Origin of the sequence: Eubacterium sp. OM08-24, assembly GCF_003438075.1 — a bacterium.
Lineage (GTDB): Bacteria > Bacillota > Clostridia > Oscillospirales > Acutalibacteraceae > Ruminococcoides.
The window spans coordinates 60595-86690 of the sequence record NZ_QSTA01000008.1; the positions used below are offsets into that span (position 1 = coordinate 60595).

The following is a 26096-nucleotide window of genomic DNA, read 5'->3' on the forward strand; positions in this document are numbered from 1 at the left end:
AATTAACTTTTTTCATTATATAGTGAATGTCTTTTCTTTTTGCTTTCGCATTTAAAGGCTAACGCCGTTTTGTTCAAGCCGGCAAAAAGCAAGTTTTTTGGCTATCATTAGATTGTATAAACGGAAAGTATTTGTGGGCGTTGCCCACACCCACGACCTTTGAAAAGGTCGACCAAACTTTTATAATTGCTTTTCAAATTTATTCCGCTAAACCATAATTTATCCCAACTTTTGATAAAGAACCTTTATAATCACTTAGCAAAGTAGTTTGCTAAAAACTAAAGATAATCAATATTTCACTCTTATAATCATAAAAAGCAAATGCACAACGATAAAAACCGTTGTGCATTTTTTAAGATAATGGAAGATTTAATTATTATTAAAATTAAAGATTTGTGTAACCTATAAGGCTTAAATCTACCTCCTTGGCTACATCTCTGCCCTCACGAATTGCCCATACTACAAGCGACTGTCCTCTGTGCATATCGCCGGCTGTAAATACATTCTTTACATTTGTTGCGTGTGAGCCTTCGGCAGTGGCTACATTTGTTCTTGCGTTTACTTCTACACCAAATGCCTTTGTAACATAGCTTTCAGAGCCTAAGAAACCTGCGGCAATGAGTACAAGCTCAACATCAACAGTGTATTCCGAACCCTCGATTTCTTTCATCGTAAGTCTGCCGGTCTTTTCGTCTTTTTCAGGCTTGAGCTTTACAAGAACTGCGCCTTTGAGGTTACCCTTGTCATCGGAGATAAATTCTTTTACCGTTGTCTGATAAACTCTTGGGTCATGACCGAATACCTCAATAGCCTCTTCCTGACCGTAGTCTGTTTTACAAACTCTCGGCCACTGCGGCCATGGATTGTCAGCAGTACGCTTGTCGGGTAATTTTGGCATCATCTCAAGCTGGAGAACTGATTTAGCGCCGTGACGAATACTTGTTCCGACACAGTCGTTACCTGTATCACCACCGCCGATAACCATAACATTTTTGCCCTTTGCAGAAATGTATGTGCCATCCTTTAAGCCGTTGTCAAGCAATGCCTTAGTAGTCGATTTAAGAAAATCAACAGCAAAGTGAATACCCTTTGCATCTCTGCCTTTAACCTTAATATCTCTTGGATTTGATGCGCCGCAGCAGAGGATTACTCTGTCATATTCGTCAAGCAATTTTTTAGCTTTTACATCTTTGCCTACATTGACGCCTGTTTTAAATTCAACGCCCTCTTCTTTCATAATAGAAATTTTGCGGTCGATAACTTCTTTTTCAAGTTTCATATTCGGAATACCGTACATGAGCAAACCTCCTACACGGTCGGAACGCTCGAATACAGTAACAGAGTGACCTCTCTGATTGAGCTGGTCGGCTGCGGCAAGTCCCGATGGACCTGAGCCAATGATTGCAATTTTTTTACCTGTTCTTACTTTTGGCGGATTTGCTTCGGCAAGTCCCTGCTCGTAAGCGTTTTCTATAATTCCATACTCGTTTGCTCTTACAGTAACGGCGTCACCGTTAGCTCCGCAAGTGCAAGCCTTTTCGCAAAGGGCAGGACAAACACGAGAGGTAAATTCAGGAAAATTGTTTGTGATTTTAAGTCTGTTATATGCCTGTTCCCAACAACCTTTGAAAATAAGGTCATTCCATTCAGGTATAAGATTGTTAAGAGGGCAGCCTGAGAACGCATTGCCAATCTGCATACCTGCCTGACAGAACGGAACACCACATTCCATACATCTTGCGCCCTGCTTTTCCTGATCCTTTTTGCTTAAAGGAGTGTGAAATTCATTGTAATTTTGTATTCTTTCTTTAACTGAAAATGCCTCGGCATCTTCACGATTGTAATCCATAAAACCTGTTGGCTTTCCCATTATTGTGTGCCCTCCTTACTTATTGTTGATAATCTGATAGAATGCCTCGATCTGAGCCTGTTCACTGCTAAGACCTTTTTCTTCCATAGAGGCAATCGCAGACATCATTTCTTTGTAATCATGAGGAACGATTTTCTTAAACTTTGGAAGATACTTGTCAAAGTTGTCAAGAATTTCTTTACCCTTTGCTGAGCCGGTAGCGTCTGTATGTTCTTCAATGAGTGACTTGAGCTCGATGATATCGTACTTTTCCTTAACCTCAGAGAAGAGTACCATTTCCTTGTTGAGCTTGGTGTAAAGATCTCTGTCCTCGTCAAGCACATACGCTACACCGCCCGACATACCTGCCGCAAAGTTTTTGCCTGTTTTACCGATAACTACAACTCTGCCGCCTGTCATATATTCACAGCCGTGGTCGCCTACACCCTCAACAACAGCAACAGCGCCTGAGTTTCTTACGCAGAAACGCTCACCTGCAACACCGTTGATAAATGCCTTACCGCTTGTTGCGCCGTAGAAAGCAACATTACCGATGATGACATTATTTTCAGCCTTAAAGGTTGAACCCTTTGGAGGATATACAATAAGTTTACCGCCTGACAAACCTTTACCAAAGTAGTCGTTGCTGTCGCCGACAAGCTCAAGTGTAAGTCCCTTTGGAATGAAAGCACCAAAACTCTGTCCGCCAGAACCGTTACATATAATTTTAAATGTATCGTCTTCAAGCTTATCGTCAAACGCTTTTGTGATTTCAGAACCGAGAATTGTACCGAATGAACGGTCTGTATTCTTAACATCAACGGTAATTGTTTTGCTCTTACCGTTTGCAAGAGATGACTTAAATTCTTTTAAGAGTACCTTTTCATCGAGAGTTGCGTCAAGCTTAAAGTCATAAAGATTCTTTTTCTTGTATTCAATCTTATTTGAAACAAAGTCGGTATTAAGAATATTTGAAAGGTCAACTTCGGCAGCCTGTCCCTCAATATTGTCTTTTCTCTTAATAAGGTCAATTCTGCCGACAAGCTCATCAATAGTTTTAACACCGAGCTTTGACATATACTCTCTTAACTCCTGCGCAACAAAACGCATAAAGTTCATTACATATTCAGGCTTACCCATAAATCTCTTCCTGAGTTCAGGGTTTTGTGTAGCCACACCGAACGGGCAAGTATCAAGGTTACATACTCTCATCATAGCACAGCCGAGTGTTACGAGTGGGGCAGTGGCAAAACCGTATTCTTCTGCACCGAGAATTGCGGCAATCGCAACATCTCTGCCGTTCATAAGCTTACCGTCTGTTTCAATAACAACCTTGTTTCTAAGGTCATTCATAATAAGTGTCTGATGAGCTTCGGCAAGACCGAGTTCCCATGGAAGACCTGCATTATAGATTGAGCTTCTCGGAGCAGCACCTGTACCGCCGTCATAGCCTGAAATAAGGATAACGCCTGCGCCTGCTTTTGCAACACCTGCGGCAACCGTACCTACGCCACACTCGGAAACGAGCTTTACAGAAATTCTTGCGTCTGTGTTTGCGTTCTTAAGGTCATAAATAAGCTGTGCAAGATCTTCAATTGAATAAATATCGTGGTGAGGAGGAGGGGAGATAAGAGATACACCCGGTGTGGAGTGTCTTGTCTTTGCAATCCAAGGATAAACCTTTTTGCCCGGAAGATGTCCGCCCTCGCCGGGCTTAGCACCCTGTGCCATTTTAATCTGAATTTCATCGGCTGATGTAAGATATTTTGAAGTTACACCAAATCTGCCCGACGCAACCTGCTTGATAGCGGAGCAACGGTTGTCGGCTGTGCCCTTTGTAAGGAGTCTTTCAAGACTTTCGCCGCCCTCGCCTGAGTTTGACTTGCCATGAAGTCTGTTCATCGCAATAGCGAGTGCCTCGTGTGCCTCCTGAGAAATTGAGCCGTAAGACATAGCACCTGTTTTAAATCTGCGAACGATAGAATCAACGCTTTCAACCTCGTCAATCGGAACAGGAGTTTCGGCATAATTAAAGTCAAACAGTCCTCTGATATTTACAGGGTCCATTTCTTCTGAAATCATATGAGAATACTTTTTATAAAGCTCATAGTCGCCTGTTCTTGTTGACTGCTGGAGCATATATATTGTTTGCGGATTGTAGAGGTGTTCCTCTTTGCCACTTCTGAATTTATGACTGCCTCTTGATTCAAGCTCAGGATTTGTGCTGAGTCCGAGAGGGTCAAAAGCAGATGTGTGAAGTCTGTCAACATTCTTTTCAATATCTTTTAATGTGATACCGCCTATTCTGCTGACTGTGCCTGTAAAGTAATTATCAATAACATCTTTGCCGATACCAATTGCCTCGAAAATTTGTGAGCCATGGTATGACTGGATTGTTGAAATACCCATTTTAGATGCAATCTTAACTATGCCATGGAGAATAGCGTCATTGTAGTCATTAACAGCCGCATAGTAATCCTTGTCGAGAAGGTCATCTGCGATAAGCTCGTGGATAGTTTCCTGCGCAAGGTATGGGTTAATAGCACTTGCACCGTAGCCGAGAAGTGTAGCAAAATGATGTACCTCTCGTGGCTCGCCGCTTTCAAGAATTATAGCGCATGATGTTCTTTTCTTGGTAACAACGAGGTGCTGATGAACTGCCGAAACCGCAAGCAATGACGGAATAGCAAGGTGGTTTTCGTCAACGCCTCTGTCCGAGAGGATGATGATGTTTGCACCCTCGCTGAAAGCCTTGTCTGTTTCAATAAAAAGTCTGTTGATAGCCTTTTTAAGGCTTGTGTTTTTATAATAAAGAATCGGAACGGTGGCAACCTTAAAGCCGTTGATGTTCATATTCTTGATTTTGAGAATATCTGTTGAAGTAAGGATAGGATTGTGAATCTTGATTACCTTACAGTTTTCTGGTTTTTCTTCAAGTATGTTGCCGTCCTCACCAATGTAAATTGTAGTTGATGTTACAACTTCCTCACGAATTGCGTCAATAGGTGGGTTTGTAACCTGAGCGAAAAGCTGTTTAAAGTAATTAAACAAAGGCTGTGGTTCTTTTGAAAGTACAGCAAGCGGACTGTCTGTGCCCATTGCCGAAATCGGCTCGCTTGCATTTTTAGCCATAGGGAGGATAGATGTCATAACCTCTTCGTAGGTATAGCCAAACGCTTTTTGAAGTCGCTGTCTTTCATCGTAAGAGTGTTCCTCAACCTTTACATTCGGAATCTTGAGGTCTTTAAGACGAACAAGGTTGCTGTCGAGCCACTCGCCGTACGGCTGTTTAGATGCGTAGTATTCCTTAAGCTCGTCATCATCAATGAGCTTGCCCTGTACTGTATCAACAAGGAGCATTTTGCCCGGACGGAGTCTTTCCTTTGTAACGATTTTTGCAGGGTCAATAGGAAGTGCGCCAACCTCTGAAGAAAGGATAAGGTTGTTGTCATCTGTAATGTAGTATCTTGACGGACGAAGACCGTTTCTGTCAAGTACCGCACCCATAATATCACCGTCAGAGAAAAGAATTGATGCAGGGCCGTCCCATGGTTCCATCATTGTAGCGTAGTACTGGTAAAAATCTTTCTTTTTCTGAGAAATTGTGTGGTTTCTGTCCCAAGGCTCAGGAATTGTAATCATAACGGCAAGAGGAAGCTCCATACCGCTCATTACTAAAAATTCAAGTGTGTTGTCGAGCATAGCCGAGTCTGAACCCTCGGTGTTTACAACAGGAATAACCTTGTCGAGGTCACCCTTGAGGTGCTCTGACTTCATTGTTTCCTCACGAGCAAGCATTTTGTCTGCATTGCCCCTGATTGTATTGATTTCACCGTTGTGAACAATCATTCTGTTTGGATGAGCTCTCTGCCAGCTTGGGTTTGTGTTGGTAGAAAATCTTGAGTGAACCATAGCAATGGCTGACTCATAATCGGGGTCTTGCAGGTCGGTAAAGAATCTTCTTAACTCGCCTACAAGGAACATACCTTTATATACAATAGTTCTGCTTGAGAGCGAAACTACATATGTATCCTCATTACTCTGCTCAAATACTCGTCTTGCAACATAGAGCTTGCGGTCGAAAGGCAATCCTTTTTTAACACCCTTCGGGCGCTTGATAAAGCATTGCATAATATGAGGCATACATTCTACTGCTCGTTTGCCGAGTATATCAGGGTTTGAAGGAACATTTCTCCAACCGAGAATCTCAAGTCCCTCTTTTTCCGCAATAATTTCAAACATTTTTTTAGCCTGATTTCTTGCAAGCTCGTTTTGAGGGAAGAAGAACATACCTACGGCATAATCTCTCTCTGCAAGCAGCTTAATGCCAAGATCTCTTTCGGCTACTTTTTTGAAAAACTTGTGTGAAATCTGGAGCAAAATACCTACACCGTCACCTGTTTTGCCTTCGGCGTCCTTACCTGCTCTGTGTTCAAGGGTTTCTACAATAGTAAGAGCATTTGCAACAGTATCGTGAGATTTGATACCGTTAATGTTTACAACCGCACCGATACCGCAGTTGTCGTGCTCAAACTGTGGAGAATAAAGACCCTTAAAGTCCTGTCTGTTTGAGATTTGTTCCAATTTAATTCACCCTTTCCCGCCCAATTCTTCAACATTCACGGTGTACGGCATACTATATAATATAGTATAGAGCACCAAGCACCGCAAATGGATTGAGCTGACTAAATACATTTTATATTTTTGCTAAAAACATATCAATTATATGTAAAATGTATGTATTGAAATAAAGCTGTCATAAAACAGCGCATTTGCAATAACTTTATTATATAGCCTGTTATTATAGATGTCAATAGAAAATGCAATATTTTTATTTCAAACTTTCATATTTTTTAAAAAAGCAGGAAAAAACCTGATAAAGCACCATATAAATGCAAGTCGCTTGCAAGAAAAATACTTAAACTTGCAAATCCCGAAAATATTTTTTAAAAAATTTTAAAAAAGCTATTGACAAATAATTCAAAAGGGTTTATACTACAACCAATGACAAACAGCAAGGGCGCTGTGAGCCGAAAGGTTCGCAGTGCCTTTTTGTTTTCTAAAAAATAATTTCTTTAAAAAACGGATAGGAGAGATTAAAATGGCAAAAGTTCCCGAACTATTTGGCAGTATGGTGTTTAACGATCAGATGATGCTTGAGCGTCTTCCAAAGGCTACTTATAAAGCACTTAAGAAGACAATCCAGAACGGTGAGCCACTCGATGAAGGCGTAGCAAATGTAGTTGCAAGTGCAATGAAAGACTGGGCTATTGAAAAGGGCTGCACACACTACACACACTGGTTTCAGCCGATGACAGGTATTACAGCAGAAAAGCATGACAGCTTTATCACACCAAACGGTGACGGTCAGGTTATTATGGAATTCTCAGGTAAAGAGCTTGTAAAGGGCGAGCCTGACGCATCTTCTTTCCCAAGCGGCGGTATTCGTGCTACTTTTGAGGCAAGAGGCTACACAACTTGGGACCCGACTTCATATGCTTTTGCTAAGGACGGTACACTTTACATTCCGACAGCATTCTGTTCATATACAGGCGAGGTTCTCGATAAGAAAACTCCACTTCTCCGTTCAATGGAGAGAATCAGCACCGAGGCTTGTAAGGTTCTTAATCTTCTCGGCAAGACTGATGTTACAAGAGTTACAACAACAGTTGGCCCTGAGCAGGAGTACTTCCTTATAGATAAAGATGTTTACGATCAGAGAAAAGACCTTATTTATACAGGCAGAACACTTTTCGGTGCAAAAGCACCAAAGGGACAGGAGCTTGACGACCATTACTTCGGTGCAATCAAGACAAGAGTTGCAGCTTTCATGGCTGACCTTGACAATGAGCTTTGGAAACTTGGTATTCTTGCTAAGACAAAGCACAACGAGGTTGCTCCTTCTCAGCACGAGCTTGCTCCTATTTTTACAACTACAAATATTGCAACCGACCACAACGAGCTTACAATGGAAGTTATGAAGAAGATTGCTGAAAAGCACGGTCTTGTTTGCCTCCTCCACGAAAAACCTTTTGCAGGCGTAAACGGTTCCGGTAAGCACAACAACTGGTCAATTTCTACAAATACAGGCGAAAACCTCCTCGATCCGGGCAAAACTCCTGAAACAAATATTCAGTTCCAGCTTTTCCTCGCAGCTATCGTAAAGGCTGTTCACGAGTATCAGGATCTTTTAAGAATTTCTGTTGCATCGGCAGGCAACGATCACCGTCTTGGCGCTAACGAAGCACCGCCTGCAATCATTTCAATGTATCTTGGCGATGACCTCGGCGCATTGGTTGAATCTATCATCAACGGTACAGAGTATGTAAGCAAGGGCAAAGTTAAGATGTCAACAGGTGTTGATGTTCTTCCAGACTTCAAGAAAGATACATCAGATCGTAACAGAACATCACCTTTTGCTTTCACAGGCAATAAGTTTGAGTTCAGAGCACTCGGTTCGGCACTCAACATTGCTTGTCCGAACATTATGCTCAACACAATGGTTGCTGAGGAGCTTTCTGAGTTCTACGATGAGCTTAAGGATGCATCAGACCTTGATGCAGCTGTTAAGGCTCTCATTAAAAAGACATTTACAGAACATCAGGCTATTATCTTCAACGGCAACAACTACGCTCCTGAGTGGGTTGAAGAGGCAGAGAAGAGAGGTCTTCTTAACCTCAAGTCACTTCCTGATGCAGTTGAGCATTACATTGATCAGAAGAACCTTGACCTCTTTACAAAGAATAAGATTTACTCAGTAGATGAAATTCACGCAAGATATGAAATTGAGCTTGAAAACTATGCTAAGATTATCAACATTGAGGCACTTACAATGATTGATATGGCTAAAAAGGATATGATTCCTGCCGTAACATCATATGTAAGAGAGCTTACAGATACAGCACTTGCCAAGAAAGCACTTTCAGACGCAATCCCAACATCAGTTGAGGAAGACCTCATTACAAGTCTTTCAAACAAACTTGTTTGCTTCAGCAAAAAGACAGCAGAGCTTGAGAACGCTGTTATCGGCGCAAGCGAATATGAGGGCGATGTTCTTGCTTATGCTAAGTATTACAGAGAGAGCGTATTCTCGGTAATGACTGAACTTCGTGCAATCGGTGACGCAATGGAAACAGAAACAGCCGCTGATTACTGGCCATATCCTTCATACGGCGAAATGCTTTACGGTGTATGATTGATTGACTGATTTTTAAATTTTAAATTTGGTGACACAATGGCGTGTAACGAACAGTAGTAAACTGTTCGGTGCACGCCGTTTTTGTTATTTAAAAAAAGGAGAGATCTATATGGCAGACTTAATCTATGGTAGCTCGGGCGTATGGTTTATGATAGGCGCCTTGCTTGTATTCTTTATGCAATGTGGATTTGCAATGGTAGAAACAGGCTTTACACGAGCAAAAAACGCAGGTAATATCATTATGAAAAACCTGATGGACTTCTGTATCGGTACAGTTGTTTTCAGCTTACTTGGTTTTGGACTTATGATGTCCGAAAACTATGTAGCAGGTTTCATTGGTATTCCAAGTCTTACAATGTTTACGGATTGGACAAACTTTGATTGGAACACATTTGTATTCCAGCTTGTATTCTGTGCCACTGCCGCTACTATCGTATCAGGCTCAATGGCAGAGCGTACAAAGTTCTCTGCATACTGTGTTTACAGCGCAGTAATTTCACTCGTTGTTTATCCTATCGAGTCAGGCTGGGTTTGGAACAGTCAGGGTTGGCTTGCTCAGCTCGGTTGTGTTGACTTTGCAGGTTCTATTGTAATTCATATGGTTGGCGGTATCTCGGCACTTGTCGGCGCAATCATTCTTGGCCCTCGTATCGGTAAGTACGGCAAAAACGGCAAGGTAAACGCTATCCCAGGTCATAGCATCACACTTGGTGCTTTGGGTGTATTTATCCTTTGGTTTGCTTGGTACGGATTTAACGGTGCAGCTGCCGAAGACGGCGCAAGACTCGGTCAGATTCTTCTTACTACAACAATCGCACCTGCTGTTGCAACAGTAACTTGTATGATCTTTACATGGATTAAGAACGGCAAGCCTGATGTTTCAATGTGTCTTAACGCATCTCTTGCAGGTCTTGTAGCAGTTACAGCAGGCTGTGCAGATGTAGACGCTATCGGTTCTGCAATCATTGGTATTGTATCAGGTATCCTCGTAGTAGTAGCAGTAGAATTTGTAGACATTAAGCTCAAGATAGATGACCCTGTCGGTGCATTTGCAGTACATGGCGTAAACGGTATGTGGGGCGGTCTTGCAGTAGGTCTTTTCGCAACTGGCAACGGTCAGGACGGCATTACAGGTCTTTTCTATGGCGGCGGTTTCGCTCAGCTTGGCAAGCAGGCTCTCGGTATCCTTTGCGTAGCATCTTGGACAGTTGTTTGTATGATCATCGTATTTACAGTAATCAAAAAGACAATCGGTCTTCGTGTAACTAAGGAAGAAGAAATGAAAGGTCTTGACATTTGCGAACACGGTCTTGTAAGTGCATATGCAGACTTTATGCCAATCGGCGTTGGTACAGCTTCACTTGATGAAACCTTTGATGTAGAGGACAATGTTCCTGTTACAAAGGCAGTGCCTGTTCAGCTTGCAGGCAAGTATGATATGGCTACCGACGGCACAAAGATTACTAAGATTGATATTCTCCTCAAGCAGTCAAAGCTCGAGGCACTCAAGGAAGAAATGGATAAGCTCGGCATTACAGGTATGACAGTATCTCAGGTACTCGGCTGCGGCGCTCAGAAGGGCAAGGCAGAGTATTATCGTGGTGTTGCCATTGAAAGCAACTTACTTCCTAAGATGAAAGTTGAAATTGTAGTTTGCAAAGTTCCTGTAAAGGCTGTTGTAGATGCAGCTGTAAAGGCTCTGTATACAGGTCACATCGGTGACGGCAAGATCTTCATTTATGATGTTGAAGATGTTGTAAAGGTAAGAACAGGCGAAACAGGCTACGATGCAATGCAGGATATTGAGTAATCCTTATTACATTACCTATCCTTTTTAATTCACATAAACCGAAAGGGTCGACACGAGAAATTGTGTCGGCCCTTTTGGGTGTTTATTAAAGGATGGAGTGAATTATGTTTATAGAATTATCGGTCGGGTAACAAAGTAAGGCAAAAGCCAAAATTTCTGTTCCAAATATAAAAGTTTGGTCAACCTTTTTTAAAGGGTTGACCTGAATTTTAAATTTATTAATGTTACTCTGACATTGAGCGTAGAACAGATGAGTATTCACAAACAATTTAACAAAAATAAAAGGTCTACTGTCAAAGACAATAGACCTTTTATGGTGCCGGTGACCGGACTTGAACCGGTACGGTATCGCTACCGGCGGATTTTGAGTCCGCTACGTCTGCCAATTCCATCACACCGGCAAATACAAATTAATTATACAGTATTAATTAAAAAAAATCAAGTGTAAATTTCATTTCTTTTTAAATATCCATAAATATTCCCTTACAGAATATAAAACAGCATAAAAACAGGAAATTTTACATTTTTTTAATTTTTAATATCATTTTAGTTGCTTATTTAAAAAAATTATATTATAATATATCTGTATTTTTATTAGCAGTCAAGGCTGCAATTTATGGAGGAATGTCAAATGGATAAAAAAGAGCTTCTTTATGAAGGTAAAGCAAAAAAAGTATTTTCAACAGAGAATCCTGACTACTGTATAGTTTCTTACAAAGATGACGCTACTGCTTTTAACGGTGAGAAAAAGGGCACAATCATCGGTAAGGGTGTTGTAAACAACCGTATGAGCAACTTTATGTTTAAGCTTCTTGAGAAAAAGGGTATTCCTACCGATTTCGTTGAAGAGCTTAACGACAGAGATACTGTTCTTAAAAAGGTTGAAATCGTACCTCTCGAGGTTATCGTAAGAAATAAGGCAGCAGGCAGCCTTTCAAAAAGACTTGGTCTTCCTGAGGGCACACCAATGAAAACTCCTGTTCTTGAGTTCTGCTATAAGAACGATGAGCTTGGTGACCCTATGGTAAACGAATACCACATTCTTGCAGCAGGCTTTGCTACTAAGGAAGAGATTGATACTATTTCAAAGTACGCTCTCAGAATTAACGAAATTATGATTGACTTCTTTAAGGAGTGCAAGGTTGACCTTATCGACTTTAAGATTGAGTTCGGCAGATACAAGGGCGAAATTCTCCTTGCTGACGAAATCTCTCCTGATACTTGCCGTTTCTGGGATATGGATACTCAGGAAAAACTCGACAAAGACCGTTTCCGCAGAGATATGGGCGGTGTTGAAGAGGCTTATGCCGAGATGATGAAGCGTATCGGCTTAGCATAATAATCTGTTTAAATATACATTTACAAATCCCGTTTTCGGGCATTAGTTTGATATTTTTACGGATGGTGGCGCTTTTTGAAAAATTCTTTCGATAATTACGCAAAAGAAGGACTGCACGAGGAATGCGGTGTTTTCGGAATATTTAGTGACGGCACAATTAACCCTGCCTATGCTTGCTACAACGGCTTGCTTGCTTTGCAGCATCGTGGTCAGGAAAGCTGTGGTATTGCCGTTACAGATGACGGTGTAATAGATTATCATAAGGATATGGGACTTGTTACCGAGGTTTTTAATAACCGTATTCTTGACTCTTTGCAAGGTCAGATGGGTATTGCTCATGTCCGTTATTCGACTGCCGGTGGCTCTGTGCTTGAAAATTCACAACCTCTCGTTATGCGTTATGTCAAGGGTACGCTTGCGGTGGCTCACAACGGCAACCTTACCAACGCCCTCGAAATTCGCAGTCAGCTTGAACAGACAGGTGCTATTTTTCAGACCACTATTGACTCTGAGGCTATCTGTTATGTTATTGCAAGAGAAAGACTTAAATGTCATTCTGTTGAGGAGGCAGTTGCCCGCACAATGAGGGTTATTAAGGGTGCATATTCTCTGCTTGTTATGAGCCCGAGAAAGCTGATTGCTGCTCGTGACCCACATGGTTTTCGTCCTCTTTGCATGGGTAAATACAATGATTCCGTAGTGTTTGCAAGCGAGAGTGCTGCTCTTGACGCCTGCGGAGCAAAGTTTATTCGTGATATTGAACCCGGCGAAATTGTGGTTGTTGACAATAAAGAAATCCGCAGTATTAAACCGGATTTCGGAGAAGAAAAAAAGCAGTCGCTTTGTATTTTTGAATATATTTATTTTGCCCGCTCGGACTCCTTTATTGACGGTATAAGCGTTTATGAGGCAAGAAAACAGGCAGGCAGAATTTTGGCAAGGGAGTTTCCTGTTGATGCCGATATGGTAGTCGGCGTGCCCGAGTCGGGTATTGACGCAGCTATCGGTTACAGCGAGGAATCGGGAATCCCTTATGAAAAAGCTATTGTAAAAAACAGCTATATAGGCAGAACTTTCATTAAACCCAGTCAGAAAGAGCGTATGAAGAGTGTGCGCATAAAGCTGAACCCTATTGCCGATAAAATCAAGGGTAAGCGTGTTGTTATTATTGATGACAGCATTGTGCGTGGTACTACTGTTGACAGAATCGTCACTATGCTCCGTGAAGCAGGTGCAAAAGAAGTTCATATGCGCATCAGTTCGCCCCCTTTTATGTGGCCATGCTACTACGGTACGGATATTCCGTCAAGAGGAGAACTTATCGCCTGCAACCATACGGTTGAAGAAATCCGTCAGCTCAGCGGTGCGGATTCGCTTGGTTATTTGCCCGCAGACAGCTTGCGTGAAATGTTGCACAATGCTCCGATAGGCTTTTGTGATGCTTGTTTCAGCGGTAATTATCCTGCTGAAATTACCAAAAAGACCTTTAAGGGCAAAGAGCGTGGCGGTATGAATTTTGATAAAAAATGCTGATAATTCTAAATTCTGAAAGGATTTACTAATATGATTAAGGATACCTATGAGTCACCCTTGTCTGCAAGATATGCAAGCAAGGAAATGAAATATATTTTTTCTCCCGATATGAAATTCCGTACCTGGAGAAAACTTTGGATTGCTCTTGCTGAGGCTGAAATGGAACTTGGACTTCCTATCACTCAGGAGCAAATTGACGAACTTAAGGCTCACGCTGACGATATTAACTATGAGGTTGCTCAGGAGAGAGAAAAGCTCGTTCGCCATGATGTAATGTCACATGTTTATGCTTACGGTGAGCAGTGCCCTAACGCAAAGGGTATTATTCACCTTGGCGCAACTTCTTGCTATGTAGGCGACAATACAGATATTATTATTATGACAGAGGGCTTAAAGCTCATCAGAAACAAGCTCATTACAGTAATTCGTAATCTTGCTAAATTTGCAGATGAGTACAAGGCTCTTCCTACACTTGCATTCACACATTTTCAGCCTGCTCAGCCAACAACAGTAGGCAAGAGAGCAACTCTTTGGTTACAGGAATTGCTTATGGACCTTGAAGATGTAGAGTATCAGCTTTCAAAGGCTAAGCTGCTCGGTTCAAAGGGTACAACAGGTACTCAGGCAAGCTTTTTGGAGCTTTTCGAGGGCGACCACGAAAAATGTAAGGCACTCGACAAGAAAATTGCTCAAAAAATGGGTTATAATTCTTGCTTTGCCGTTTCAGGTCAGACCTACTCAAGAAAGCTCGATTCTCAGTTTTTAAATGTACTCGCAGGCATTGCTCAGAGTGCGTCTAAATTCTCAAACGATATTCGTCTTTTACAGCACCTTAAAGAGGTTGAAGAGCCGTTTGAAAAGAATCAGATCGGTTCATCGGCAATGGCTTACAAGCGCAATCCTATGCGTTCGGAGCGTATCGGCTCACTTTCTCGTTATGTAATGTGTGATGTGCTCAACGGCTATTTCACAACTGCTACACAGTGGTTTGAGAGGACTCTTGATGACTCGGCTAACAAGCGTTTGAGTATTCCAGAGGCATTCCTTGCCGTTGACGGTATACTTTCACTTTACGCAAATGTTGCCGACGGTCTTGTGGTATATCCAAAGGTTATTGAACAGCGCCTCAGAAAAGAGCTGCCGTTTATGGCTACCGAAAATATTATGATGGACGCAGTTAAGTACAGAGGTGCTGACAGACAGCAGCTCCACGAGAGAATTCGTGTTCATTCAATGGCTGCATCTAAGGTTATTAAGGAAGAGGGCGGCGAAAACGACCTCTTAGAGAGAATTGCCAACGATGAGGCTTTCGGCGTAACTTTAGAGGATCTCGAAAAGATTTTACAGCCTGAAAAATATACAGGCAGAGCAAAAGAGCAGACCGAGGATTTCCTCGCAGAAATGGTACAGCCTGTTCTTGATAAATATGCTGACATTGAGTCAGACAAGCCTGAAATCAATGTATAAAACTAATACATTTGTATTTATATATTAAGGAGTTTTACAAATTATGGTTAAAGCAATAGTAGGTGCAAACTGGGGAGATGAAGGTAAGGGTAAAATTACCGATGTTCTCGCAAATGACAGTGACATTGTAATTCGCTTTCAGGGCGGTGCAAATGCAGGTCATACTATCGTAAATGAATATGGCAAGTTTGCTTTGCATCAGCTCCCATCCGGTGTATTTCATCAGAATATTACTAATATTATTGGCAACGGCGTTGCTTTCAGCGTTGAAAATTTCGTAAAAGAAATCGCTGAGCTTGAGAGCAGAGGAGTACCAAAGCCAAAGATTATTATTTCAGACAGAGCGCAGATAGTTATGCCTTATCATGTTGCTTTTGATTGTTACGAGGAGGAGCGCCTCGGCAAAAATTCCTTTGGCTCTACAAAGAGCGGTATTGCTCCGTTCTATTCAGACAAATACTCAAAAATCGGTTTCCAGATTAACGAGCTTTACGATGATCCTGATTCTCTCAGAGAGAAAATCAGACACGCTCTCGGCATTAAAAATGCTATTCTCAAGAATCTCTACAACAAGCCTGAGATTACAGAGGAAGAAGTATTTGATAAGTTAATGGAATACAAAGAGGCACTTGCTCTTTATGTTGGAGATACTTTTGAGTTTATTCATAATGCGCTCAAAGATGGCAAGAATATTCTTTTGGAGGGTCAGCTTGGCTCACTTAAGGATACTGACTTTGGTATCTATCCAATGGTTACATCTTCAAATACAATCGCCGGCTACGGTGCAGTAGGCGCAGGTATTCCGCCATACGAGATTAAAGAGGTTATCACTGTTGTTAAGGCTTACTCAAGCGCAGTAGGCGCAGGTGAATTTGTTTCTGAAATTTTTGGCGAAGAGGCAGATGAGCTTAGAAGAAGAGGCGGCGACGGCGGCGAATTCGGTGCCACAACAGGCAGACCTCGCAGAATGGGTTGGCTTGACCTTGTGGCTACTCGTTACGGCTGTAAGGTACAGGGCGCAACACAGGTTGCATTTACTGTTCTTGATGTTCTCGGCTACCTTGACGAAATTCCTGTATGCGTTGGTTATGAGCTTGACGGCGAAGTTATCGACTACTTCCCATCTACAACAAAGCTCAAGAGATGCAAGCCTATTCTCAAGAAATTAAAGGGCTGGAAATGCTCAATTTCAGGCATTAAAGAGTACGACAAACTTCCTAAGGAATGTCGTGACTATATTGAATTTGCAGAAGAGCAGATTGGTGTGCCGATTAAGATTGTATCTAACGGTCCATCAAGAGATGATATTATTTACAGATAAACAAAGGCTGGTAATGTAATGGAAAACAAAGAAAGAGTAATTGTCCTCGACTTTGGCGGACAGTATAATCAGCTTATTGCAAGGCGAGTTCGTGAGTGCAATGTGTATTGTGAAATACTGCCTTACACAGTCAGCCTTGACAAAATTAAAGAATTAAATCCGACCGGTATTATTTTTACCGGCGGCCCTAACAGCGTGTACGATGAAAGCTCACCGCACATTGCAAAAGAAATTTTTGAGCTTAATATACCGATTCTCGGCATTTGCTACGGATGTCAGCTTATGGCATACACCCTCGGCGGTGTTGTAACTGCTGCCACAGATAACTCGTCTTGTGAGTATGGCAAGACAATGACTAACTACAATAAAAACGATGTTATCTTTGCGAATGTGCCTGAGCATGGTATTTCTTGGATGAGCCATCGTGACTATATCAGCACAGTTCCTGACGGATTTTCCATTACTGCAACAACAGCTGTTTGTCCTGTTGCTGCTATGAGTTGCCCTGAAAGAAAACTTTACGGTGTGCAGTTCCATCCGGAAGTTAATCACACAGAAAACGGTAAAGATATGCTCCGTTCATTCCTTTATGATGTTTGCGGTTGTAAAGGTGAATGGCAGATGGATAGTTTCATCGATTCAACAGTTGCTAAACTTAAAGAGCAAATCGGCGACAAGGGAGTAGTCCTCGGACTTTCCGGCGGTGTTGATTCATCAGTAGCAGCCGCACTTTTAAGTAAGGCGGTTGGCAAGCAGCTTACATGCGTTTTTGTAGATCAGGGACTTATGCGTAAAGACGAGGGCGATTTTGTAGAACAGACTTTTACAAAGCTCTTTGATATGAATTTTGTCCGCATTAATTGTCAGGAAGAGTTTCTCTCAAAGCTCAAGGGCGTTTCAGAGCCTGAGGCAAAGAGAAAGATTATCGGTACAGAATTTTATAATGTGTTCTGGAATAAGATTCGTGAAAGCTATGGCAGCGGCTATTTTGCACAGGGCACAATTTATCCTGACAGAATCGAGAGTGGCAAGGGTGATGCTGCAAAGATTAAGACCCACCACAATCAGGTTGAAGTTCCTCAGGATATCACCTTTGAGGGCATTATTGAGCCTTTGCAGGATTTATTTAAGGACGAAGTGCGTGTAGTTGGCGAAAAACTCGGACTTCCGCACGAGCTTGTATGGCGTCAGCCGTTCCCAGGCCCGGGACTTGGCGTTAGAGTAATCGGTGAGGTTACAGCAGAAAAGGTTAAGATTTTGCAGGAGGCAGACGCTATCCTCAGAGAAGAAATGGATAAGTGCGGCTATGCATCACAGATGAGCCAGTTCTTTGCAGTCCTTCCGGGCGTAAAGACAGTAGGCGTAATGGGTGACTCCCGTACCTATGACGAGCTCGTTGCAATCAGAGCCGTAACTACCGATGACTTTATGACAGCCGATTGGGCAAAAATCCCTTACGATATTCTCGGCAGAGTTTCAAGCCGAATCATTAATGAAGTTGAACATGTAAATAGAGTAGTTTACGATATAACCTCAAAACCACCGGGAACAGTGGAGTGGGAGTAACCACGCAAGCTATGAAAACGCCCTATTTACAAGGGCTTCAAGAGTTTTGCTACCTCAAATGGCAACATTTTGGCAACAATATAATATTCACAAAAGTTTAAGAGCTATCAGACATCAAGTCCGATAGCTCTTTTGCTATTCTTCGCTTTCTTTTTCTGCGTGTTCTTTTTTGATTTTTTCAAATTCGGCTAAAAGGTCTTTTTGCGGCTCATTAAAAGGATTGTAGTTCTTTTCTCTTTTCTTGTTTTCCTGTTTTGCTTTTTCCCAGCAATGGTCAAGCGTGCTGATTATATTTTCGGATAAATCTTTAGGATAATTATAACGCCAATCGTCATATTGCCCCTGTGTCATTTCGCCGCTTTTCACTTTATCTTTTATCTCGTTCCATTCGTTTAAGCAGCTATATAAACCGGTAAAGCACTCCGGTCTGCTTTCATCTGGGACAAGACAAAGTTTGCCGTTTATTCTTTCGATAGTAAGTCCATAAACATCCTCGATAGTAAATAATGTGTGCATTAACCTGATATGGCCATCAAGATTAGGACTGTTAAGTGCAAGTGTTGATACCTGCAATACTCCTGCAATTTCTTTTAGCATATCGCTTTTAGGTTCACGCCTGCCGTTTTCGTATTGTGCAACACGAGAGTCGGCGTTCTTTTCGCCAAATCCGAGTTGTAAACCTAAATATTTTTGAGTCATATTGTGCTTTTTTCTTATGTATCTTATTCTTTCACCGATTGCCATAAAGCATCACCTCAAACATTACTGTACCATATATGTTACGATAAGTCAAATTATATTATCAAAATAAGTACGATAATCTTGAAATTATTCTTGACAAGTGAATTGCAAGGTGTTAATATAAAACCGTAACCAAACGGTTACGAAAATATAAGTATAAGTATCATAATTGCAACATATTATGCAATTGTGAGAACCGAGGAAGTGTAAAAATGTCTGAAAATTCTATTTTTATGAGGGTTGACGAAGTTGCAGAAGTTCTTGATGTTTCCGAGTCTTATGTATATAAGATTATCAAAAAACTGAACAAGGAACTTGCCGAAAAAGGAAAAATTGTTGTTTCGGGCAGAGTTAATCGCAAATATTTTTACCAAAGAATTGCCTGCACAGATAAAACGGAAGGAGAATAAGAATGCCTGTATATAAGGACAATAAAACAAATACTTGGAGAGCGGTATTTAGATATACCGAGTGGACAGGTGAGAAAAGGCAAACTCAAAAGCGAGGATTTGTTACTCAAAGAGCGGCAAAGGCTTGGGAAAGAGAAGAAATGTTAAAGCTGCAAGGTGCTTGCAATGTGACATTTGATTCGTTTGTCGAATTGTATTTTGAAAGCCTAGGTACAAAGTTGAAACTTAATACAATAAATACAAAAAGACATATATTTGAAAGCAAAATTTTGCCGTACTTTGCCGACAAGAAAATAAATGAAATCAAGGCGACTGATATTATCAATTGGCAAAATATGTAAATTAAAGCAAAGGATGAAAACGGAAAACTGTTTTCTCAAACCTACTTAAAGACAATTCATAACCAAATGAGTGCGATATTAAATTTTTCCGTTAAATACTATGGGCTCAAAGAAAATGTTGCAAGAAAAGCAGGAGCAATGGGTAAAAAAGAAAGCGACAGAGAGATGCTTATTTGGACAAAGGATGAATATATGCGATTCGCCAAAGCAAAAATGGAAGAACCAATGCATTATTATGCTTTTGAATTATTGTATTGGTGTGGCATTCGTGAGGGCGAATTGTTAGCCTTAACTCCAAGTGATTTTGATTTTAACAAGCGAACTTTAAAGATTAACAAAAACTATCAAAGAATAAATGGTTGTGATATTATCACCGAACCGAAGACACCAAAGAGCAATAGAATAATTAAAATGCCGTCGTTTCTTTGCGACGAAATGCAAGATTATATCGGTATGTTTTATGGTGTAGAAAAAGATACAAGGCTGTTTCCGATTTAAAAAACTGCATTGTATCTGGCAATGAAAACAGGCTGTGAAAAGGCAGGAGTTAAGAAAATTCGTATCCATGATTTGCGTCATTCACATGTTTCATTGCTCATTGATTTAGGCTTTTCCGCTGTTGAAATTGCAGACAGGATGGGACACGAAAGCGTCGATATGACATATCATTATGCTCATATGTTTCCGTCAAGGCAAGACGAAATGGCAAATAAACTTGAAAACGAAAGGGGCGAATTTGAAAATGTCGGCTAAAAATCGTGACGAACATAACCGTTGGAGAAGCAAAACTGTTGCTTTCAGAATGTCGCCCGAAGAAAGCAATGAACTTGATACAGGAGTTAAATTATCGGGTTTGACAAAGCAAGATTACTTAATCAATCGAGCACTTCAAAGGGATATTGTTGTTGTCGGTAATCCAAAAGTTTATGTTGCTTTGAAGAAAAAACTTGGAGAAGTGTTGATTGAATTGAAGTACTTAAATGGCTCTCAACCGTCTTCAGAACTTCTCGAAACTATTAAACTTATCAGCAAAACGCTTTATGAAATGAAGGGTGATAAGGATGTATAAGCAAATAAAAAAGACCGCTTGGGATTCATCTGCGGCAACAGATGACAAGTGATCTGCTAATAAAAGCATTAATATTATAACCGAAAATAAAAGGTTTTGCAACTGACAAACTCAAAGGGTATATTTGTAGTCGCAGACTGTAGCGAGCATAGGCAATGTATTGCCGGATGATAAGGGAGTACCCTATAACCCCTAAGAAAGGGGAACAAATGAGAGAAAGAAATTTATCAATAAACATCAGAGTAACCGAAAATGAAAAATCAAATATTTGCAGAAAAGCAAAGCGTGCAGGCTTATCGTTATCCGAGTATATTCGTAAGTGTGCGTTAGGTCAAAGTGTAAGGTCGGCACCCAATAAATATTTGAAACAGGCTTATCAATTAGTTTGTCAAATGAATGACAGCAGGCTTGATAAAAAAAAGAACTATTACTCAACGCATGTTACTGTGATGACGGATAATGGCTGTAACAAAAATTGGGGCAATCAAAGACAGTCTGTCTCGTGTTGTTGATTATGCCGCCAATCCAAACAAAACAATTTACTCTGATTTGAAAAATGCAATTCATTATGCCGAGAACGGAGAAAAAACAATTAGTGAAGAAGCGTGCTTTGTCACAGGCATAAATTGCAATACCGATACAGCCTATGAAGAAATGAAAAATGTTCAATTTCATTTTGGTAAGACTTCAGGCAATGTTGCCTACCACGCATATCAAAGTTTTAAGACAGGCGAAGTCACACCCGAACAATGCCATAGGCTTGGTGTCGAACTTGCAAAACAAATGTGGGTCACAGATTATCAAGTGCTTGTAGCAACGCATTTTAATACAGGCACTTATCATAATCATTTTGTAATCAACTCTGTCAATATGTGGAACGGCAAAAAATTTAATTGCAATAAGAAAGCATATTACAAGTTCAGAGATTTGTCCGATTCACTTTGTGAGCGTGAACACTTAACGGTATTAACAAATCCACAAAATAAAATTTCAAGAACTTTGTATTATGTAGAGAAAAACGGTGAACCTACAAAATACAATTTAATGCGAGAAGCGATAGACAAAGCATTAAGTATTAGCTGTTCGCTAAAAGAATTTACCTATGTGCTCAAAAAGCAGGGCTATATTGTTAATCTCAATCTTGATTTGAAATATGCAACAATTCGTTCTGTTAATTATGCTCGAAACACACGCCTTTATCGATTAGGTGAGAAGTATGATAAAGAGCATATTTTTCAAAAGCTGAAAGAAAATGACTTATGGAAAACTGCTCCCGAATTTAACACATTCCAAAAATCAATAAATCCCAAATATGTTGTTTCAAAGAAAGTTAGGTTCAACGGTTGCTTTGCAACGACAAGAAAAATAACCGGTTTGAAAGCACTGTATTTGCATTACTGCTATATGTTGGGCTATTTGCCGAAAGCAAAACAGCACAAACCTTTGTCGCCTGAAATGAGGGCAGCTTGGAGAAAAATCGACAGGTATTCGCAAGAAGTACGATTGATGGATTCTAAAGAATTGACCACGATTTCGGCTGTTAATGAATTTATTTCTACAACAAAGAAACAAATTGCTTCTCTCGAAAAGCAACGGCAACATTGCTACAACAAAATGAGGCATTGCAAACAACCGAGTGTTATGGCAGAACTAAAATCAAAACGTGATGATTTCACAAAAACTTTGACTTTGCTACGAAAAGAAGTTAAAGTTGCGACAAACATTTTGGAGGACAACGATGAAATCAAACACAATATGAACGCTGAAAAAGCAATGCAACAAAAACGCTTTATTACGAAGCAAAAAACAAGACATAGGTATGATGACCTATGCGGATAAGGAAATTCTTATGAAAAAGTATATTACAGACGAAAACACAGGTATTAGCTACACGCTTGTAGGTGATGTATATATTCCAAATCTCGTATCAACTGATACGAATTATAAAATCGGCTATTGGTGCAGAAAACATAAGGAGTATATAAAACAATATAAACCGGCGTTTTATACAACCCTGCTTACTCAGTGTAAACTCAATTCATACTTGCATGATGTTAATGTCCGAGCAACAGAAATGTATGATACACTCGTTAAACAATTAGCCGAACAAGAAAATATAACCGAATACCTCAAAGCGACTGATATGATGCTCTGGGTGCAGAAAATGAACAATATCTTAAATAGAGCAAGAGAGATTGTGTATAATGAGTTTGTAATTGAGTATTGCAATAATCTATGATATAATAAGCGAAAAGGTTGGATAATATGGAAAACAATATGTTGATATATCAAGATGAAAACGGAATTACTAAGGTTTCGGTTAGGCTTGATGAAGATGATATTTGGCTTACGCAAAATCAGATTGCAGAGCTTTATAATACTACTAAACAAAATATCAGCCTTCACATAAACAATATTTTCAATGACGGTGAATTAAGTCAAAATTCAACTGTCAAGAAATACTTGACAGTTCAAAATGAAGGTGGCAGAAAGGTTAATCGTAATCTTGATCATTATAATCTTGATATGATTATAGCACTCGGTTACAGAATACAATCACCTGTTGCCGTTCGCTTCCGTCAATGGGCAACGCAGCGTTTACACGAATATATCCAAAAAGGATTTGCACTTGATGACGAAAGATTAAAACAAGGCGGTAATAGGTATTTCAGAGAATTATTACAGCGAATTCGTGACATTCGTTCGTCGGAAAGAAATTTCTATCAGCAGGTTACGGATATATATGCTACTTCGATTGATTATGATCCCTGTTCAAATTTGACCAAGGAATTTTTTGCGACTGTTCAAAACAAACTTCACTTCGCAGTGCACGAACAAACAGTTGCTGAAGTTATTTATAACAGAGTTGATAACGAAAAACCTTTTGTCGGAATGACTAATTTTAAAGGTAATTATGTAACTCGTGATGATGTTAAAATAGCAAAAAATTATTTATCTGAAATCGAACTTCAAAGGCTTAATTTGCTTGTGTCACAATTCTTAGATTATGCCGAATTTCAGGCATTAGAGCAAAAAAGTATGACTATGCAGGATTGGTCAAATGAATTGGATAATCAAATCATTGCTAATCACAGAAGATTGCTTGAAGGCAAAGGCACGGTGTCGCATAAACAAGCTATCGAAAAAGCAGAAAAAGAATTTGAAGTTTATCGTGAAAGAGAAATGAAAGCGATTTCGATAAAACAATTAAAAAATTAAAAGATTAAATTCTAAGGGACTGCCTCACAAGTGTGAGGTGGTCCCCATTCATTTAATGTACTGATATGTGTACCGACTTCAAAATTATTTGTACTCATTATAAAAATATGATATACTTATATTATAGTATAATTGGGCACACAAAAGAATTTATTATAATCTGCATATGTTATAATACTTAGCTATTATAGCTTTTTAGGAGGATAAATATGGCAAATGGAAATAACGCCAATATTGGCTTTGAAAAACAAATTTGGGACGCAGCGTGCGTACTTTGGGGACATATCCCTGCGGCAGAATACAGAAAGGTTATCGTAGGTCTTATTTTCCTGCGTTACATATCAAGTGCATTTGAAAAGCGTTATCAAGAGCTTGTTGCAGAAGGCGACGGCTTTGAAGATGACAGAGACGCTTATGTTGAGGATAATATCTTCTTTGTGCCGGAGGACGCTCGTTGGAGCAAAATTGCGTCGAGTGCTCATACTCCCGAAATCGGTACGGTTATCGACGACGCTATGAGAGCCATAGAAAAGGAAAATACTACCCTTAAAAATGTATTGCCTAAAAACTACGCAAGCCCCGATTTGGACAAGCGTGTTTTGGGTGATGTCGTTGACCTGTTCACTAATATGGATATGGGCGACACCGAGGAAAGCAAAGACCTACTCGGCAGAACTTATGAGTATTGTATTCAGCAGTTCGCCGCTTACGAAGGTGTTAAGGGCGGTGAGTTCTACACGCCTGCAAGCATTGTTAAAACCATTGTTGCTATCTTAAGGCCGTTTAAGAATTGCCGTGTATATGACCCTTGTTGCGGTTCGGGCGGTATGTTCGTACAGAGTGCAAAGTTCATCCAAGCTCACAGCGGCAGGCGTGGCGAAATCGCCGTTTACGGTCAGGAGTCCAATGCCGACACTTGGAAAATGGCAAAAATGAATATGGCTATTCGTGGTATTGACGCCGATTTCGGCCCGTATCAGGCAGATACATTTTTCAACGACTTGCATAAGACTTTGAAAGCCGACTTTATTATGGCAAATCCGCCTTTCAATCTCTCTAACTGGGGGCAGGAAAAGCTCAAAGACGATGTGCGTTGGAAATACGGAACACCGCCTGCCGGAAACGCCAACTATGCTTGGATTCAGCATATGATACACCACCTTGCGCCGAATGGTAAAATCGGTCTTGTGCTTGCTAACGGTGCTTTGTCCTCTCAGTCAAGCGGTGAAGGTGAAATCAGAAAGAACATTATTCAAGCAGACCTTGTAGAAGGTATCGTCGCTCTGCCAACTCAGCTTTTTTACAGTGTTACTATTCCTGTTACGCTTTGGTTTATTACAAAGAACAAGAAACAAAAAGGCAAAACCCTGTTTATCGACGCTCGCAAGATGGGCTATATGGTTGACCGTAAGCACAGAGATTTTACAGATGACGATATTCAGAAATTGGCAGATACATTTACCGCCTTCCAAGACGGAACGCTTGAAGATGTAAAAGGTTTCTGCGCTGTTGCTGATTTGCAGGAAATCGAAAAGCAGGACTTTATCCTTACTCCGGGCAGATATGTAGGTATTGAAGAAGTCGAGGACGACGGCGAACCATTTGAAGAAAAAATGACACGCCTTACATCCGAGCTTTCCGATATGTTCGCAAAGTCTCACGAGTTAGAGGACGAAATCCGTAAGAAACTGGGGGCGATTGGATATGAAGTATGAATTTGAAACAATGACAATTGGGGATTGTTGCGATATTATAAAAAAATCAATTTATCCAGAAAAAGGACAGGTTTACACTTGCTTCAGTCTGCCTGCATTTGATAATTCTAATACCCCTGAAATATTAAATGGTGAAGAAATTAAGAGTTCCAAGTTTGTATTGGACGAAAATACTATCCTTTTTAACAAATTGAATCCTAAATTTAGAAGAGTATGGAATATACATTCTCTTGAAAAATATGAGAACACGATTTGTTCAACAGAATTTTTGCCATTGAAGGCGAAAGCCAATATTGAGCAAGATTACTTATATTACTATATTTCAAGTCCTTATTTTACTAGGCTTATGGATGGAATAAGAACCGGTACTTCCAATAGTCAACAGAGAATAGATTGGAAACAATTCTTACGAGAACAAATAAATGTTCCATCATTGCCTATTCAAAGAAAAGTTGTTTCATTACTGAGTAATATTGATAAAAAAATAAAACTCAATAATAAGATAAACAATAATTTAG

Annotated in this window: 18 protein-coding genes, 1 tRNA gene and 1 pseudogene; 16 read left to right on the forward strand and 4 right to left on the reverse strand. The window is 40.4% G+C overall.

From position 1 onward, the window contains the following. Positions 1-385: 385 nt before the first annotated feature. Positions 386-1870: a glutamate synthase subunit beta gene (locus DXC23_RS10170; protein ID WP_117706092.1), complete on the reverse strand. Its 1485-nt coding sequence runs from the start codon at positions 1868-1870 to the stop codon at positions 386-388. Positions 1871-1885: 15 nt separating this feature from the next. Beyond that, complete coding sequence (gene gltB / locus DXC23_RS10175) at positions 1886-6433, reverse strand: glutamate synthase large subunit (RefSeq protein WP_117706094.1); 4548 nt, start codon at positions 6431-6433, stop codon at positions 1886-1888. 517 nt (positions 6434-6950) lie between these two features. On the opposite strand from gltB, the gene DXC23_RS10180 reads away from it, so the two are divergent. Continuing rightward, positions 6951-9044, forward strand: coding sequence for a glutamine synthetase III (locus DXC23_RS10180; RefSeq protein WP_117706096.1), 2094 nt, complete (start codon positions 6951-6953; stop codon positions 9042-9044). A 112-nt stretch (positions 9045-9156) separates the two neighbouring features. Beyond that, positions 9157-10857, forward strand: coding sequence for an ammonium transporter (locus DXC23_RS10185; RefSeq protein ID WP_117706098.1), 1701 nt, complete (start codon positions 9157-9159; stop codon positions 10855-10857). A gap of 314 nt (positions 10858-11171) precedes the next feature. Here the strand turns inward: DXC23_RS10185 and DXC23_RS10190 are convergent. After that, a tRNA-Leu gene (locus DXC23_RS10190) sits at positions 11172-11258 on the reverse strand. A gap of 230 nt (positions 11259-11488) precedes the next feature. Here DXC23_RS10190 and purC point away from each other — a divergent pair. From purC to guaA, 5 genes are all read left to right on the forward strand, one after another. Next, positions 11489-12196 (forward strand): phosphoribosylaminoimidazolesuccinocarboxamide synthase, encoded by a 708-nt coding sequence (gene purC / locus DXC23_RS10195; RefSeq protein WP_117706100.1) that lies wholly within the window; start codon positions 11489-11491, stop codon positions 12194-12196. A gap of 75 nt (positions 12197-12271) precedes the next feature. Then, positions 12272-13729: an amidophosphoribosyltransferase gene (gene purF / locus DXC23_RS10200; protein WP_117706102.1), complete on the forward strand. Its 1458-nt coding sequence runs from the start codon at positions 12272-12274 to the stop codon at positions 13727-13729. A 30-nt stretch (positions 13730-13759) separates the two neighbouring features. After that, on the forward strand, positions 13760-15196 hold the full coding sequence (gene purB / locus DXC23_RS10205; protein WP_117706104.1) for an adenylosuccinate lyase: 1437 nt from the start codon (positions 13760-13762) through the stop codon (positions 15194-15196). A gap of 43 nt (positions 15197-15239) precedes the next feature. Then, a complete protein-coding gene (locus tag DXC23_RS10210) occupies positions 15240-16517 on the forward strand; it encodes an adenylosuccinate synthase (RefSeq protein WP_117706106.1) in 1278 nt (425 codons plus the stop codon). Between the two features lie 18 nt (positions 16518-16535). Then, positions 16536-18083 carry a glutamine-hydrolyzing GMP synthase gene (gene guaA / locus DXC23_RS10215; RefSeq protein ID WP_117706108.1) on the forward strand — a complete coding sequence of 516 codons (1548 nt, stop codon included), beginning with the start codon at positions 16536-16538 and terminating at the stop codon, positions 18081-18083. 135 nt (positions 18084-18218) lie between these two features. Here guaA and DXC23_RS10220 read toward each other — a convergent pair whose 3' ends face one another. Beyond that, on the reverse strand, positions 18219-18827 hold the full coding sequence (locus tag DXC23_RS10220) for a helix-turn-helix transcriptional regulator (RefSeq protein WP_117706110.1): 609 nt from the start codon (positions 18825-18827) through the stop codon (positions 18219-18221). A gap of 209 nt (positions 18828-19036) precedes the next feature. Between DXC23_RS10220 and DXC23_RS10225 the strand changes: the two genes are divergently transcribed. The 9 genes and pseudogenes from DXC23_RS10225 to DXC23_RS10265 all read left to right on the forward strand — a co-directional run. After that, on the forward strand, positions 19037-19234 hold the full coding sequence (locus DXC23_RS10225; RefSeq protein WP_117706112.1) for a helix-turn-helix domain-containing protein: 198 nt from the start codon (positions 19037-19039) through the stop codon (positions 19232-19234). Positions 19235-19236: 2 nt separating this feature from the next. Beyond that, a pseudogene (locus DXC23_RS10230) lies at positions 19237-20328 on the forward strand (site-specific integrase). Continuing rightward, positions 20318-20644, forward strand: coding sequence for a hypothetical protein (locus DXC23_RS10235; RefSeq protein ID WP_117706114.1), 327 nt, complete (start codon positions 20318-20320; stop codon positions 20642-20644). The pseudogene DXC23_RS10230 and the gene DXC23_RS10235 overlap by 11 nt, the downstream one beginning before the upstream one ends. Positions 20645-20853: 209 nt before the next feature. Beyond that, positions 20854-21156, forward strand: coding sequence for a hypothetical protein (locus DXC23_RS10240; protein ID WP_117706116.1), 303 nt, complete (start codon positions 20854-20856; stop codon positions 21154-21156). Beyond that, the gene (locus DXC23_RS10245; RefSeq protein WP_117706118.1) at positions 21104-22483 is read left to right on the forward strand and encodes a relaxase/mobilization nuclease domain-containing protein; all 1380 of its coding nucleotides are present in this window, start codon (positions 21104-21106) and stop codon (positions 22481-22483) included. Before DXC23_RS10240 ends, DXC23_RS10245 begins: the two co-directional genes overlap by 53 nt. A gap of 10 nt (positions 22484-22493) precedes the next feature. Next, a complete protein-coding gene (locus DXC23_RS10250) occupies positions 22494-22883 on the forward strand; it encodes a TnpV protein (protein WP_117706126.1) in 390 nt (129 codons plus the stop codon). Positions 22884-22909: 26 nt separating this feature from the next. Continuing rightward, on the forward strand, positions 22910-23863 hold the full coding sequence (locus tag DXC23_RS10255; protein ID WP_199523073.1) for a virulence RhuM family protein: 954 nt from the start codon (positions 22910-22912) through the stop codon (positions 23861-23863). A 209-nt stretch (positions 23864-24072) separates the two neighbouring features. Beyond that, entirely contained in the window at positions 24073-25578 is a 1506-nt protein-coding gene (locus DXC23_RS10260) for a class I SAM-dependent DNA methyltransferase (RefSeq protein WP_117706122.1), read from the forward strand. Beyond that, the coding region (locus DXC23_RS10265; RefSeq protein WP_199523074.1) for a restriction endonuclease subunit S at positions 25568-26096 on the forward strand (529 nt) is incomplete at its 3' end. The genes DXC23_RS10260 and DXC23_RS10265, both read left to right, overlap by 11 nt.